We start from the raw sequence: 16,240 nt of genomic DNA on the forward strand, positions 1-16,240 counted from the left end.
AGAAGAGATAAGTGCTAACCCGAATTTCTAGTTTCCATAACTATCAGTCCGTACAAAATGATTTGCGTCGTCAAGAAAATAAGGTTCACCATAACCAAGAGCAACTTGCTTCAGGGAAAAAGTTACTGAAACCTAGCGACGATCCCCTTGCGTCGCATTACATTCAAAATATTAGTCAGCAACAAGAACAGCTACAACAATACCTTAGCTCAATAGTGTTGGTGCGTAATCGTCTAGAAAACCACGAAGTTAATATCGCCAATGCAGAGAATTTTGCCGACGAGTCGAAGCGCTTAACGATGGAGATGATTAACGGTGCGTTTTCTGCGGAAGACCGACAAGCAAAGAAGCGTGAGCTAGAAGAGATTGCGAACAACTTCCTTAACTTAGTGAACTCGCAAGATGAATCTGGTAACTACGTGTTTGCTGGCACTAAGCCAAAAAGCCAACCATTCTATCGCGATAAAGACGGTAGTGTTCAGTACGCTGGAGACGATTACCAGCGCAAAATGAAAGTCTCCAGCATGCTTGAGATGCCAATGAACGATCCTGGCAGCAAGCTGTTTATGGAGATACCAAACCCATTTGGCGATTATCAGCCGAATTACGATCTACAAAACGGTTCTGAGTTGCTATTAAACAGAGCCACTAACGTTGATACGAAGGATGATGCGGCGTATCGCGTGACATTTGTCGATATGAACAACGGCAAATTTGGTTACCAACTAGAGCGTAACGGTAAAGTCGTGGATGCCGATGAGTTTTCTCCAGAAAAAGGCATTGAGTACAAAGGCCTGAAAGTGCACGTAAAAGGTCAAATTACGCCTGGCGATAGCATCGAGATCGAAAAGCGGGCAGAGTTCAGCATTTTCGATACCTTCAAGGATGCAATGGCGTGGTCAGATAAATCGGTGTCGGATACGTCGGCTACCGCCAAATTGCACCAAATGACAGAAGAATTTCACGCTGCTTTTATCCATTTGAATAAAGCGCGTACTGATGCCGGAGCTCGATTGAGCACGCTCGATATCCAAGAGCAAAACCACGAAGACTTTAATTTGTCTCTGGCGAAAGCGAAGAGCAACTTTGAGGATTTGGATTACTCTAAAGCCGTTATCGAGTTCAGTGAAAACTCGCGAGCGTTACAGGCATCGCAACAAGCATTCGGTAAGACCAAAGATCTAACTCTGTTTAACTATATTTAGTCTGACTTAAGACACACTGTCTGATTTTTGATGCCTTATGTGCAAAGCCTTAAGTGCGATAAATCGACGTAAATTAAGAGTCATGCTATGCGGCACGATTTTACCCAAAGCGGCAATGACGCGAGAGGCAAGTCGGGCGGCAACAAAGTAGCGGTCAATATCTATGAAGCAAGATGAGCCTCATTATCCGGAAATGGTTTAGTGATAACGCTAACTTATTGTTTATGTGCTTCTTTTAAAGGTGGTGAAATAAATTTTATAAGTTGGCACACAAATTGTATTGAAAATATCAGAACAGATTTAGAGATTCTAAACCCTGCGTTTAAGGCAGATTTAGCAAGTAATTTTTACGGTCAGTGCTTATCCAAATGAGAGTAAAGCTGACCGCTTCGCAAAAGCTTGCGAACTCAAAAGGAGAGCAAAATGGCTGTAACAGTTAGTACTAACGTCTCCGCGATGACCGCGCAGCGTTACCTAAACAAAGCGACTGACGAATTAAATACGTCGATGGAGCGCTTATCTTCAGGACATAAGATTAACAGTGCAAAAGATGATGCGGCAGGTCTACAGATCTCCAACCGCTTAACTGCACAGTCTCGTGGTCTAGATGTCGCAATGCGTAACGCGAACGATGGTATCTCGATTGCACAAACCGCTGAAGGTGCGATGAATGAGGCAACATCTGTCATGCAACGTATGCGTGACCTTGCTATTCAATCATCGAACGGTACTAACTCTCCGGCTGAGCGTCAGGCGATCAACGAAGAGTCAATGGCATTGATTGACGAGCTAAACCGTATCGCAGAAACCACGTCATTCGGTGGCCGTCGTCTATTGAACGGCTCATTCGGTGAAGCGGCATTCCAGATTGGTGCGAGCTCAGGTGAAGCAATGATTATGGGGCTAACCAGCATTCGTGCGGACGATACTCGCATGGGCGGTGTGACCTTCTTATCGGAAAACGGTAAAGATAAAGATTGGGGCGTTGACCCAGCTAAATCGGATCTAAAAATCACTTTGCCAGGTATGGGTGAAGACGAAGACGGCAATGTCGATGATCTAGAAATCAACATTAATGCAAAAGCAGGTGACGACATCGAAGAGCTTGCAACGTACATTAATGGTCAGTCTGATATGATCAACGCGTCTGTAAGTGAAGATGGCAAGTTACAAGTTTTTGTTGCACATCCAAACGTTCAGGGTGAAATTTCAATTTCGGGTGGATTGGCGTCTGAGCTTGGTTTGAGCGATGAACCTCTTAGAACATCAGTACAAGATATTGATATGACAACCGTACAAGGTTCTCAAAACGCTATCTCTGTGCTGGATTCGGCACTGAAATACGTGGATTCACAACGTGCGGACTTGGGTGCGAAGCAAAACCGTCTGAGTCACAGCATCAACAACTTGGCAAACATCCAAGAAAACGTTGACGCGTCGAACAGCCGAATTAAAGACACGGACTTTGCGAAAGAAACCACGCAAATGACCAAAGCACAAATTTTGCAACAAGCAGGTACATCAATTCTTGCTCAAGCGAAACAGTTGCCAAACTCTGCAATGTCACTATTGCAGTAGTTTACTTAGCCTGTACTCAATACATTCAGACGTGGATGGGAATGCAGGCTTTTGGCAAGCAACTTTACAATAGAATGAGCGGCTCTCTCATCTCTCACCTGCCAATCATTTTCAATGTAAAGTTGCACTCGGTATGCCGGAAATGTGTTCATTTCTCTTGATCTCCACATAGGCTCTGGCGACCAACCTAGCCCCAGTTCTCTCAAAGGAAAAGGGGCTTTTTCTTTTCTAATTCTCACGTCTATCGTCTGCGAACTTACCTTCAATTGTTTCCTTTTGCTGATTTTCTATACAATTTGGCCCTCTCGGCTCGATTTGTGGAAACTTGAGCACTTTTTCTTACTTTTCTTCAATTTTTTTAGCCAAATCTCGCAATGTTATTTTTTTAAATTTTTTTCTAAAGCTTCTGAATTTGGTGTCGTTAATAGGGGTAACTTTGAGAGAACTACTTGGTTTTCCGAGACGTCGGAAACCGCTATACCGGAAAATCAATTGGAGAAATCACCATGGCAGTGAATGTAAACACTAACGTATCAGCGATGACCGCTCAGCGTTACCTAAACAACGCAAACTCAGCTCAACAAACTTCTATGGAGCGTTTGTCTTCGGGTTTCAAAATCAACAGCGCAAAAGATGACGCTGCGGGTCTACAAATTTCGAACCGTTTGAACGTACAAAGCCGTGGCCTGGATGTGGCGGTTCGCAACGCGAACGACGGTATCTCAATTGCACAAACCGCTGAAGGTGCAATGAACGAGACCACTAACATTCTTCAACGTATGCGTGATTTGTCTCTGCAATCAGCAAACGGTTCAAACTCGAAATCAGAGCGTGTGGCGATTCAAGAAGAAGTGACCGCGCTAAACGACGAACTAAACCGTATCGCAGAAACCACGTCTTTCGGTGGTAACAAGCTACTAAACGGCACACACGGTGCGAAATCGTTCCAAATCGGTGCGGATAACGGTGAAGCCGTGATGCTTGAGCTAAAAGACATGCGTTCAGACAACAAAATGATGGGCGGTGTGAGCTACCAAGCTGAAAGTGGTAAAGGTAAAGACTGGAACGTTGCTGAAGGTAAGAACGACCTAAAAATCAACCTAACGGACAGCTATGGCCAAGAGCAAGAAATCAACATCAGCGCAAAAGCGGGTGATGATATCGAAGAGCTTGCGACTTACATTAACGGTCAAACTGACCTAGTGAAAGCCTCAGTGGACCAAGACGGTAAACTGCAAATCTTTGCTGGCAACAACAAAGTCGAAGGCGAAGTCGAGTTTTCAGGAGGCCTATCTGGCGAGCTAGGTTTGGGCGAAGGTAAAAAAGTAACGGTAGATACTATCGACGTAACCTCAGTCGGTGGCGCACAAGAATCTGTGGCTATCATCGATGCGGCACTGAAATACGTAGACAGCCACCGCGCAGAGCTGGGTGCATTCCAGAACCGTTTCAACCATGCAATCAGTAACTTGGATAACATCAACGAGAACGTGAACGCGTCGAAGAGCCGTATCAAAGATACTGACTTCGCGAAAGAAACGACTCAAATGACCAAGTCACAAATTCTATCGCAAGCGTCAAGCTCAATCCTTGCGCAAGCGAAACAAGCGCCAAACTCAGCGCTAAGTCTGCTAGGTTAATCACCTTAATAAGACAAGATACAAAAGCCAGGCTTATCCCTGGCTTTTTTGCTTATCGGCTATAACGTTTAGATGCGTCCCAACAGGATGTTCGACAAGGCACTCATATCGATTAGATGGTCTCTTTAAATACCAATGTTGCCGCGATGGTGGCGCAGAGACACTTGAGTCAAGCCGCAGCGCAAAACGTCGAGTCACAACGGAACCTCACTTCTGGTTTTCGAATTAACTCGGCGAGTGATGATGCGGCAGGTTTACAGATATCCAATACTCTCCATGTGCAAACGAGAGGGCTTGATGTCGCCTTAAGAAATGCGCACGATGCTTATTCGGTCGCGCAAACCGCGGAAGGCGCGTTACATGAGAGCAGTGATATTTTGCAACGGTTACGCTCTCTAGGGCTTCAAGCGGCAAATGGTAGTAACGATACCAGTGACCGACAAAGCATCCAATATGAGGTCGTAGCGCTGCAGGATGAGCTTGATCGTGTCGCGATCACGACAACATTTGCGGATAAAAACCTGTTTGATGGATCTTACGGTTCACAAAGTTTCCATATTGGAGCGAACGCTAATTCAATCTCTTTGACGTTACGTAATATGCGTAGCCATATCCCAGAGATGGGAGGGCAGCATTATGTTGGTGATGCGGTCGATAAAGATTGGCGAGTCACTAAAGATAACCAAACTCTAAAAGTCGAATACCAAGACAGTAAAGGACAAACCCAAACGGAATCCATTGGGCTCAAATTGGGTGATCGCATAGAACAGGTCGCCACTTACATCAATGCTCAACAATCGGTAGTGAGTGCCTCAGTAACGGAAAACAATGAACTGCAATTCTTCGCTTCTACGATCAAGGCGCCAGAGGGCGTGGTTCTCGATGGGAGTTTAGCGGATGAGTTTGATGTGAGCGCTGGTCAATTAGTCACAATGGATGACATCGATATGTCGACGGCAGGTAAGGCGCAGCTTGCAATAGGGGTGATTGATGCAGCGATTAAGTACGTTGATTCGCACCGAAGTGAAATTGGCAGCTTTCAGAATCGTGTAAATGGTTCGGTGGATAACTTAAATACCGTGAATCGGAGTGTTACGGAATCCAAGAGTCGAATAAGAGATACAGACTTCGCAAGAGAATCTACGGAAATGGTGCGTTCTCAAGTGCTCCAAGATGCGACAACTGCGTTATTGGCTCAGGCAAAACAAAGGCCGAGTTCGGCACTTGGTCTACTCAGTTGAATCTGGTAAGAAAGCATAAACTTCAGGTAATAAAAAACGCTGCCAATGGCAGCGTTTTTCGTGTTCGGCTAAGTAAAAATTACTTAGTTACACGTAGAACTGGAGTTTCACCAACAGTCACAGAACCAGAAAGCTTGTTCAGCTCTTTGATTTCGTCCATGTTAGAGATAACAACTGGAGTTAGCGTTGACTTCGCTTTCTCTTCTAGAAGAGCTAGATCGAATTCAATTACAGTGTCGCCAGCTTTAACAGTTTGACCTTCTTCAGCGATACGCGTGAAGCCTTCGCCTTTTAGTTCAACTGTGTCGATACCGAAGTGAACGAAAAGCTCAACACCGTCGTCAGACTCGATAGAGAATGCGTGGTTAGTTTCGAAGATCTTACCGATAGTACCGTTTACAGGAGCTACCATTTTGTTGCCTGCTGGCTTGATAGCAATACCGTCACCAACGATTTTCTCAGCGAAAACAACATCTGGCACGTCTTCGATGTTTACAATCTCACCAGAAAGTGGCGCGATGATTTCGATAGCACCAGCGTCAGCGCTGTCATCAGATACAAGCTTCTTAAGTTTGTCAAACAGACCCATTGTGTCATGCTCCTAAGGTTTGGTTTTATTCTGTCGAATTATAGTATACCAATATAGCGCATTAGACGACTTTTTTCGCCGTCTAATGGCCATTAAGTATTGAATTACTTGGTACTACCGATTACTGAGCTTTCTCAGCAATAAACTTTTCTACCACTGCTTCGATTTCTGCAGCTGTTGGTAAAGAAAGGGCTTCTTCAGCCATTGCTTTCACTTCTGCGAAGTTAGAGTTACGAACTACTTTCTTCACTTTAGGGATTGAAATGCCGCTCATTGAGAACTCGTCCAGACCCATACCTAGAAGTAGAAGCGTTGCACGCTCGTCACCTGCAAGTTCACCACACATACCAGTCCATTTACCTTCTGCGTGAGAAGCGTCAATAACTTGCTTGATCACGGTTAGTACTGCTGGTGATAGTGGGTTGTAAAGATGAGAGATCATCTCGTTACCACGGTCTACCGCTAGCGTGTACTGAGTTAGGTCGTTTGTACCGATAGAGAAGAAAGACACTTCCTTCGCTAAGTGGTGTGCGATCGCAGCAGCAGCAGGAGTTTCAACCATAACACCGATTTCGATGTTTTCGTCGAACGCGTGGCCTTCAGCACGTAGCTCTTCTTTGTACTCTTCGATCGCTTTCTTAAGCTCACGGATTTCTTCGACAGAGATGATCATTGGGAACATGATACGCAGTTTGCCGTGTGCAGAAGCACGTAGGATGCCACGTAGCTGATCACGAAGGATTTCACGACGATCCAGACTGATACGTACAGCACGCCAGCCTAGGAATGGGTTCATCTCTTTTGGAAGATCCATGTATGGGAGATCTTTATCGCCGCCGATATCCATAGTACGAATGATCACAGCTTGACCGTTCATTGCTTCTGCAACTTCTTTGTACGCTTGGTACTGTTCTTCTTCCGTTGGAAGTGCAGTACGGTCCATAAATAGGAATTCAGTACGGTACAGACCAACACCTTCACCGCCGTTACGGAGGATACCGTCACAGTCTTTCACTGTACCGATGTTACCGCAAACTTCTACACGGTGACCGTCAGTCGTTTCTGCGTGCAGGTCTTTCAGTTTCGCTAGCTCTTCTTTTTCAGCTAGGAATGCCGCTTTAACCGCTTTCGCTTCTTCTAGTTCAGCTTCTGATGGGTTAACAACAATCTTGTTGTTCATCGCGTCAAGAATCAGCATATCGCCATTCTTAACTTTTTTCGTGATGTCGTTAGTACCAACGATAGCTGGAAGCTCAAGAGAGCGAGCCATGATTGAAGTGTGAGATGTACGACCGCCGATATCACAAGCAAAACCAAGTACGTAGTCTAGGTTAATTTGTGCCGTTTCAGATGGCGTTAGGTCGTAAGCAACTAGGATAACTTCTTCATTGATGTCGCTAAGCGAAACAATGTTGATACCCAGTGCGTTTTTCACAAAACGAGAACCGATATCGCGGATGTCAGTTGCACGTTCTTTTAGGTATTCGTCATCTAGTGACTCAAGAGCACATGCTTGCTCTTCGATAACTGAGTGGATAGCGTGATCCGCAGTCATCTTGTCGTTTTTGATAAGTGCTAGGATCTCTTCTTCTAGCTCTTCGTCTTCAAGAAGCATGATGTGACCTTCAAAGATCGCTTCTTTTTCTTCACCAAACGTTTCAAGCGCTTTTTGCTTGATAGTTTCTAGCTGAGCTGCAGATTTGTTACGAGCGTCGAAGAAACGCTGAACTTCAGCTTCTACTTGATCGTCAGAAATAGTGTTTGTGTTTAGGACAATTTCATCTTCTTGAAGTAGTAGTGCTTTACCGATTGCAATACCAGGAGATGCTAGGATGCCTGAAATCATAGCCTTACCTTAAGTTTGGTCAACTTTATAAAACGGGAGAATAATGGGTGCGCTAACGAATAGTTTTAGCTTAGTTTTGAGCCTATTTCCAACGAAGCCATTTTGCTTTCACAAAATGGCTTCTGGAGTAGGAGACCGGATTAGTGTAGTTGGTCCATTAGAGCAACTAGGTGGTCAACTGCTTGCTGAGCTTGTGGGCCTTCAGCAGAAATAGTTACTTGAGTACCTTTTACTAGGCCTAGTGTTTGTAGTTTGAATAGGCTCTTAGCGCTAGCGCTTTTACCGTTAGAAGTCACAGTGATGTCTGCGTCGAATGCTTTTGCTTCTTTAACAAACTGTGCAGCTGGACGAGTGTGAAGGCCGTTTTCTGCTGTGATTTCTACTTGCTTCTCGTACATGTGATATACCCCAATAAATGTATTTTTTTGTTAGTTTGTGACTAGATTTTAGCTTAACTGCTTTACATCTTGTGCGCTAGCACGGGAAGAGTTCAAAGCGCGTTAGTTCTGATACTAGTCAAAAGTTTGGTAACTACGCAACTGTTTGCGTGCGTAATCACTTTGAAACCTTTTTGTGTTCTGCTTCTTTATTTTGAAGCTAGAAATAAAACACCCTGATATTACCAAAGGTAGGGCAGGGATCAACAAAAAAGCCCCTAAACGGGGCTTTTTTAAACTAAAAATTGATTTGAACACATATTATTGTTGGTTCTCTTTTTCGGTAAAGATACCTGCAAAGAGTGCTGTACTTAGGTAACGCTCACCTGAACTTGGTAGAACGGTTACAATTGTTTTTCCTTCAAATTCAGGTAGTTCTGCAAGTCGGTTGGCTGCAACAACAGCCGCGCCAGATGAGATGCCAGCTAGGATACCCTCTTCTTCCATTAGGCGACGAGCCATCTCAATCGCTTCTTCTGAGGTGACTTGCTCAACACGGTCAATAATGTCTAAATCGAGGTTACCTGGGATAAAACCAGCACCGATACCTTGGATTTTGTGCGGAGCAGGTTGGATTTCTTCGCCAGCAAGTGCTTGTGCAATAACTGGAGACTCTGCTGGCTCAACTGCGACAGAAGTGATGGCTTTGCCTTTTTCACCTTTGATGTAACGGCTTGTACCTGTGATAGTACCGCCCGTACCGACACCAGCAACGAATACGTCGATTTCACCGTCTGTCGCTTCCCAAATCTCAGGGCCCGTAGTCTTTTCGTGGATCTCTGGGTTCGCAGGATTGTCAAATTGTTGAAGAAGTAGGTATTTCTCAGGGTTGCTTGCTACGATTTCTTCTGCTTTAGCAATCGCCCCTTTCATGCCTTTCGCCGCTTCAGTCAGCTCAAGGTTAGCGCCCAGTGCTTTAAGTAGCTTACGGCGTTCTAGGCTCATTGATTCAGGCATGGTCAATGTTAGCTTGTAACCGCGAGCGGCCGCTACGAATGCTAGAGCAACACCTGTGTTACCACTGGTAGGTTCTACAAGCTCTACACCTGGCTTAAGAAGCCCCGCTTTCTCTGCTTCCCAAATCATGTTTGCACCGATACGGCACTTAACACTGAAGCTAGGGTTACGCGCTTCAATTTTCGCGAGAACTTTGCCTTTGCTTACTTTGTTTAGACGAACGAGAGGTGTATTACCGATAGTAAGAGAGTTATCTTCGTAGATTTTGCTCATAGTGATGTTCCTTCATTACACGTTGTGTGAATATGGATAGAAGAATATGCGGTATGAAAAAAAGGGAAAAGGATTAAAAAGTTATATCTTATTAGGTTGGCCCAGAACTCGATAAAAGAAAAGGGAAAAGCTGGCGCAGATCCCTTTCCTTAATCTCTAATCGACTATCGTTGGTGCTTAAACTCCGCCACCCACATAGCGGTTGCGCCACATATTGCTACAGGCATGACAATGAGGTTCAAAATTGGGATCGTCGTAAACACAGACACCAATACCCCAAAGCCATAGGCCTTACCTTGCTTTTGTTTCAATTTGTAACGCATGTCGTTAAATGGGATTTTATGGTTATCAAACGGGTAGTCACAATATTGAATCGCGAGCATCCAGGCGGTAAAGATAAACCATAAAAATGGGCCTACTGTTTGTCCAAGGGCAGGGATGAGCAATAACAGGAATAGGCCTATTGCTTTAGGTAAGATGTAAAGCAGCTTTCTCCACTCACGAGCTAAAACGCGAGGAACATCTTTCAGGACGGCAGTGAAACCATCATCATTTACTTTTTGTCCCGTTAAGTACTCTTCCACTTTTTCAGCTAAGAGGCCATTGAATGGCGCGGCGATAAAGTTCGCGAGCGTGCTGAAAAAATAGGAGAAGGTAGCGAGTATCGTCAGAGCGAGTAAAGGCCAAAGAATGTAAGTTAACCAGGATAAAAACTCAGGCAGCTGCCCAATCCAGTCTTCGATCCATATATTAAGGTTTGAAAATAGATAGAAGATGGCACCACCCACAAGCAAGATATTTGCAAGTAGAGGTAAGATGACAAAGCGTCTGATTTTAGGGGCAAGTGCCAATTGTATCCCGTATAGAAAATAACCGAATCCGGTTCTCTGCTGATTGTTTTGCTTCATGTCTATTTTGGCTTCGTGTAAATGAAAACTCATTGTACCTGTGAGGGCTTTTCTTTCAATGCCCTGACAAATGACGTCTTGTTAAGTGGAATCGTGGCAAGAATCACAACAAAAAACGGAACTTCTTGCATTAAGTTGTTCTAAATCTACATATAGTTTTGGTAAAGTAAACGTATCATTCAGATTTATTGCACTTGGGTTGCTGCTCAAGGAACTGCGAGTAGTAAAAACAAGTATATTGAGAGTAAATAATGCAGGAATTGCGATTCGTACTCATTGTTGTTGGCGCATTAGCCATCGCGGCATTGCTGTTTCATGGTTTGTGGAGCAGTAAAAAAGAAGGCAAAGCAAAGTTTGGTAACAAACCGCTTGGTAAGCTGGATGTTGACCAAGGGGACAAAAATGATCTTGTCGAGAAAGAACGAGACTTCGCTCCCGCTCCTGAAGATGACTTTGAGATCATTCGTAAAGATCGCAAAGAACCAGATTTTGGGATGGCGAGTTCTTTCGACAACAAATTTGAATCTGACCCGCTATTCGGTGGCCCATCTGAAGTAACACAGACACAGCAGGAGCCAGATGACATCCCTTCATTTGTTGCAGAAAAAGATAAAGAAGAGGACGTTGAGCCTGTTGTTCAAGCACCAGTAGTTGAAGAGCCACTCCAGCCTGCTGTGGAAGAAGAAGCTATTCCCGCCGCGTTTGATATTACTGAGAAAGAACAGCAAGTCGAAACGGTTAGCGACCCTGTCGTTGTAGAGCCTAAGGAAGAGCCAAAGCCAGAACCTGAAATGCAAGTGATTGTATTGAATGTGCACTGCGCGGGTGAAGAGCCATTTGTTGGTACTGCTTTATTTGAGAGTATGCAACAAAACGGCTTAATTTATGGCGAGATGGATATTTTCCACCGTCATGTCGACTTGTCCGGTAACGGCAAAGTGTTGTTTAGCGTCGCTAATATGATGCACCCTGGTACGTTTGAGCATGCAGATCCTGCTGAGTTTACAACGAAGGGGATTTCATTCTTCATGACATTGCCTTGTTATGGCGAGGCTGAACAGAACTTCAACTTAATGCTCCGAACTGCGCAGCAAATTGCTGATGATTTAGGTGGCAACGTTCTTGATGACCAGCGTAATTTAATGACGCCAGACCGTTTAGCGTCTTATCGACGTCAAATAGTTGAGTTTAATGCCGCTAACGCATAATCTTAACAGCAAATAATAATAGGGCTCCGGATGGAGCCCTTTTTCTTGGATTTCCCAACCTCACCGATTGAAAATACATGGGGCTTTACTATGTCTGAATCAGTACTTCAGCGATTAGAAGAACTAAAAGAGTCGTTGCATTACCACGCTGTGCGTTACTACGTGGAAGATAACCCAGAGATCCCTGATGCCGAGTACGACCGTTTAATGCGAGAGCTCCTGGATATTGAAGCTGAGAACCCTGATTTAATTACCGTAGATTCACCAAGTCAACGTGTCGGTGGACAACCTCTCTCTGCGTTTAGCCAAGTGACACATGAAGTACCGATGCTTTCGCTTGATAATGCGTTTGATGACAGCGAACTTGATAGTTTCCATAAGCGAGCACAAGAGCGGGTGGGCAGTCAGAGTGTAAAAGAATACTGTTGTGAGCCGAAATTGGATGGACTTGCAGTTAGTTTACTGTATGAGAACGGAGTGTTAGTGCAGGCGGCAACACGAGGTGATGGCACTACCGGCGAGAACATCACAGAGAATGTTCGCACGATTAAAGCCATTCCTTTAAAACTCAGAGGTAATGACTGGCCAAATCGTCTTGAAGTTCGTGGTGAAGTCTTTATGCCGAAAGCTGGGTTTGAAAAGCTCAATGAATTAGCAAGGAAGAAAGGCGAAAAAATCTTTGTCAACCCACGTAACGCTGCGGCTGGTAGCTTACGACAATTGGATTCACGCATTACGGCTTCTCGTCCGCTTAGCTTCTATGCATACAGTGTGGGCGTGGTGCAAGGCGCTGAATTGGCGGCAAGTCACTACGAACGCTTCTTGCAAATTAAATCTTGGGGATTACCAATGTGCCCGGAGACCAAGCGAGTTGAAAGCTTGGCTGATGTAAAAGCTTACTACCAAGATATCTTGCAGCGTCGTGATGCCCTTCCTTATGAGATCGATGGTGTCGTCATTAAAATTGACGATATTGCCGTGCAAGAGCGTCTTGGATTTGTTGCTCGCGCTCCACGTTGGGCGATTGCCTACAAATTCCCGGCTCAGGAAGAAATGACGACGTTGAATGAGGTGGAATTCCAAGTCGGTCGTACTGGTGCGATTACACCTGTTGCTAAACTAGAGCCTGTATTTGTTGGCGGGGTAACGGTAAGTAATGCGACGCTTCATAACGCAGATGAGATAGAACGTCTGCAAGTTAAGATCGGTGATCACGTTGTGATTCGTCGAGCGGGTGACGTTATTCCTCAAGTCGTTTCTGTCATCAAAGAGCGTCGACCAGAAACAGCGCGAGATATTATTTTTCCAACTCAGTGTCCGGTTTGTGGCTCGCATGTTGAGCGGATCGAAGGAGAGGCGGTAACACGTTGCACGGGTGGCTTAGTTTGCCAAGCCCAACGTAAACAAGCGCTAAAACACTTTGTGTCTCGTAAAGCGTTAGACGTTGACGGTCTAGGCGATAAAGTGATCGAGCAACTTGTTGATCGTGAGATGGTAAAAAACCCTGCTGACTTATTTAAGTTATCTGCGGGGATTTTAACGGTATTAGATCGCATGGGGCCAAAGTCTGCGCAGAATATTGTGAATGCGTTAGAAAAATCCAAAGAAACAACATTACCTCGCTTTTTGTATTCGCTTGGGATTCGTGAAGTTGGCGAGGCAACCGCCGCAAACCTAGCAATGCACTTTAAAACGTTGGAAGCCATCCAAAATGCTAACGAAGAGCAGTTAATTGAAGTGCAAGACATCGGTGCTGTGGTTGCTCAACATATTACGACTTTCTTCAGTGAAGAGCAGAACCAAGCAGTGGTTAAAGATTTGCTTGAACAAGGGATCCACTGGCCAGAGATTAATACGACTGAGCAGGTAGGAGAGCTACCGTTAGAAGGTAAGACAGTTGTATTGACAGGAACACTTTCTCAATTAGGTCGCACAGAGGCTAAAGAAGCCCTCCAATCCCTAGGTGCAAAAGTGACAGGTAGTGTTTCTAAGAAAACGGATATTTTGTTTGCTGGTGAAAATGCAGGTTCGAAGTTGGCAAAGGCACAAGAACTGGGTATCGAGATCAAAACAGAACAAGACTTACTCGAGTTGATGAATTAAGTCTCATAAAAAAAGCTAAAAAATAACTAAAAGCCCGACATGGTAAGCATGTCGGGCTTTTTCTCGCCCATAATTAAGTGCTTTTTTATTGAGTTATTTGTGCTTTTTATCTTTTCAGTGATCAAGATCTCCCATTGAATTATTAAGGTTTTTTACTTCTTTAGTCTGCGAGTGACTTCAAGTTGGAATTCTAGGTTGTGATTTAAACTATTGATATTTAATGTTTAACTGTCTTTTTGTGTTGGTGTTGTTAAAAGTAAGATCTGGATCAACAACTTATATGGAACTTTGGACTGGCTCATATTTTTTTAGAAAAAAAATAAGTTCCGTTTGGATGTTTTTAGCTGCGAAGTTAGTCTTAATCACGTGGATACACGGTGTGTATGCAGGAACTAAAAAAAGCCAAATTAGAAATAATGAGGTTTGATCAGGAATTTACTTCTCTCCTTCGGCGGCCAACTAAAGGTGAGATAGAAAAATACAGCTATATCCATTTTTAGGAGTTTTTCCATGGACAAATTTTTTAAGGTTTCAGCGTTAACCGCAGCAATGTTTGGTGTTGTTGCTGTTGCTCCAGCTACAGCGTCTACTGAAAGTGCAGCAGGTGGCGAGTACGTAGAGAAAGTGAACGAATTTATGCAAGACTCTAGTCTTAATGCATTATTTCTAGTTGATACTCGTTCTCGTACTCGTACAACAGGTAAGCCTGGCGGTGAAAACGGTGACCGTTGGAGTCGTCTAAACTACTCTTCTTACAACGCAATTTTAGACTTTACTTCTGGCTACCACGATGGTTGGGTTGGTGCAGATGTTGCGGCTTACTATTCTGGCGACCTTTACAACGATAGCCTTTACAATTCAAACGAAGGCTACCTATGTAACGAAATTTCAACTTGTAACAACCTAGACTGGGGTGCAGGTGATGGTCAACAGCTTAAAGTTTACAAAGCAGCACTGAAGTTCAAAGCAAACGAAAGCTTCAACGCGCGCTTTGGTATGCTACAAGCGGGTGGTAACGGTACTATTGGTAACGTTTGGAGTTTCGTACCTGGTACTTACCGTGGTTTCGAACTGAACGCTAAACTAGGTGATTTTAACCTAAGCTACTTTGGTGCAGACCAATTTACAGCACCTTGGCTACTTCACGAAGATGACTACGCGCCAGCGCTTTGGTCTGATACTTCATGGAGCTACCTACACTCTCTAGGCCTAAACGGTAACCTAACTGACAGCTTGTTTATGCAACTTGGTTTGGGTCAAGCTACTGGCGTTCAATATGCAAATGGTATCGACTGGGGTGCAGGTCAAGTAACTAGCTACCACAACGAAACTGACAACACTTCTTACAAGGCTTACTTGAAGTACACTGTGAGTGACCGTACAACTCTAGCATTTGATTTCTACGGTGTTGACGATGATGTGAAATACGATGGTCTAGGTTTCCACACTGGTCTATCTTTGAATCAATCTTTCGGCAAGCTAGCTTGGATGTCTGAGCTACGCTACACAGACACAGACAACCGTGCTGACTTCGTTCCACGTACAATTCATACTTACGGTATGAACAACGGTACTTGGTCTCAGTGGTGGGATGCACTGTCTGACTGGAACAAAGCGGGTGAGCTAGCGTGGTACAACCGTCTATCGTACAACCAAGGTAACGGCTGGAACTACTACCTAGGCTTTGGTTACGGTACTGGTGCTGATTCTGCAGCAAGCGGTGCATCAGGTGACTGGGATTACGAAAGTGAATACGCAGTTAACGCGACAGTATCTTACTCTCTACAGAGTGGGGCACTGAAAGGTTCTACGATCCGTCTACACGGTACAATCCTAGAGCGAGATGAGTACGCTGGTGCTGGTGATGCGGATGAAACGGACCTACGTCTACAAGTTCTTATCCCTTACAGCTTCCACTAATACTTAGTGAGATAATGAAAAGGAGCCGCTAGGCTCCTTTTTTATTTTACTTCTCGACCATCATATATTTTGCAATATAACGGCGGTAACATATGCACGTTACCGTTTGGTAACTCACACTTTATCTCTGGGGCTAGCGTACGTCCACCTGAAGCACCATTGGCATGAGTAGTTAATGGACCTAGGGCAAAACATGCTAACAATAGACCAGCTAAAAATCTCATAATCATCACCTTATGTAGACATTGAATATCTACTTGCTTGGGTAAATAATGACTTTACTGAAAAGTAAGGTATCAATAGTTTACTTATATCGAACTAACTACTGACTTCTA

12 protein-coding genes are annotated in these 16,240 nt (G+C 44.3%); 7 read left to right on the plus strand and 5 right to left on the minus strand.

The genetic code is table 11. The features are described 5' to 3' along the window. Positions 1 to 11 precede the first annotated feature (11 nt). From flgL to MSG33_RS17685, 4 genes are all read left to right on the plus strand, one after another. Positions 12 to 1,205, plus strand: a complete 1,194-nt coding sequence (flgL, locus tag MSG33_RS17670) for a flagellar hook-associated protein FlgL (protein ID WP_005393113.1) — start codon at positions 12 to 14, stop codon at positions 1,203 to 1,205. 423 nt (positions 1,206 to 1,628) lie between these two features. Further along, the gene (locus MSG33_RS17675) at positions 1,629 to 2,783 is read left to right on the plus strand and encodes a flagellin (protein WP_006743025.1); all 1,155 of its coding nucleotides are present in this window, start codon (positions 1,629 to 1,631) and stop codon (positions 2,781 to 2,783) included. A 506-nt stretch (positions 2,784 to 3,289) separates the two neighbouring features. Next, positions 3,290 to 4,423: a flagellin gene (locus MSG33_RS17680; protein WP_005393103.1), complete on the plus strand. Its 1,134-nt coding sequence runs from the start codon at positions 3,290 to 3,292 to the stop codon at positions 4,421 to 4,423. Positions 4,424 to 4,539: 116 nt separating this feature from the next. Continuing rightward, positions 4,540 to 5,664: a flagellin gene (locus MSG33_RS17685; protein WP_176320259.1), complete on the plus strand. Its 1,125-nt coding sequence runs from the start codon at positions 4,540 to 4,542 to the stop codon at positions 5,662 to 5,664. 79 nt (positions 5,665 to 5,743) lie between these two features. Here the strand turns inward: MSG33_RS17685 and crr are convergent, their stop codons facing one another. The 5 genes from crr to cysZ form a co-directional block, all read right to left on the minus strand. Continuing rightward, entirely contained in the window at positions 5,744 to 6,253 is a 510-nt protein-coding gene (gene crr / locus MSG33_RS17690) for a PTS glucose transporter subunit IIA (RefSeq protein WP_005382041.1), read from the minus strand. Positions 6,254 to 6,374: 121 nt separating this feature from the next. Next, the gene (gene ptsI / locus MSG33_RS17695; RefSeq protein WP_005393100.1) at positions 6,375 to 8,099 is read right to left on the minus strand and encodes a phosphoenolpyruvate-protein phosphotransferase PtsI; all 1,725 of its coding nucleotides are present in this window, start codon (positions 8,097 to 8,099) and stop codon (positions 6,375 to 6,377) included. A gap of 140 nt (positions 8,100 to 8,239) precedes the next feature. Further along, complete coding sequence (locus tag MSG33_RS17700; protein ID WP_005382043.1) at positions 8,240 to 8,497, minus strand: HPr family phosphocarrier protein; 258 nt, start codon at positions 8,495 to 8,497, stop codon at positions 8,240 to 8,242. A 300-nt stretch (positions 8,498 to 8,797) separates the two neighbouring features. After that, a complete protein-coding gene (gene cysK, locus MSG33_RS17705; RefSeq protein WP_005382045.1) occupies positions 8,798 to 9,766 on the minus strand; it encodes a cysteine synthase A in 969 nt (322 codons plus the stop codon). Positions 9,767 to 9,930: 164 nt separating this feature from the next. Next, positions 9,931 to 10,674 carry a sulfate transporter CysZ gene (gene cysZ, locus MSG33_RS17710; protein WP_031780324.1) on the minus strand — a complete coding sequence of 248 codons (744 nt, stop codon included), beginning with the start codon at positions 10,672 to 10,674 and terminating at the stop codon, positions 9,931 to 9,933. 251 nt (positions 10,675 to 10,925) lie between these two features. Here cysZ and zipA point away from each other — a divergent pair, with 251 nt between their 5' ends. The 3 genes from zipA to MSG33_RS17725 all read left to right on the plus strand — a co-directional run bounded on the left by zipA (position 10,926) and on the right by MSG33_RS17725 (position 15,905). Next, on the plus strand, positions 10,926 to 11,882 hold the full coding sequence (gene zipA, locus MSG33_RS17715; RefSeq protein ID WP_237308545.1) for a cell division protein ZipA: 957 nt from the start codon (positions 10,926 to 10,928) through the stop codon (positions 11,880 to 11,882). 90 nt (positions 11,883 to 11,972) lie between these two features. Continuing rightward, positions 11,973 to 13,985, plus strand: a complete 2,013-nt coding sequence (ligA, locus tag MSG33_RS17720) for an NAD-dependent DNA ligase LigA (RefSeq protein WP_248381602.1) — start codon at positions 11,973 to 11,975, stop codon at positions 13,983 to 13,985. 510 nt (positions 13,986 to 14,495) lie between these two features. After that, a complete protein-coding gene (locus MSG33_RS17725) occupies positions 14,496 to 15,905 on the plus strand; it encodes a hypothetical protein (protein WP_006742721.1) in 1,410 nt (469 codons plus the stop codon). Positions 15,906 to 16,240 lie beyond the last annotated feature (335 nt).

This window comes from Vibrio sp. 1CM7H (genome assembly GCF_023161645.1).
Lineage (GTDB): Bacteria > Pseudomonadota > Gammaproteobacteria > Enterobacterales > Vibrionaceae > Vibrio > Vibrio diabolicus.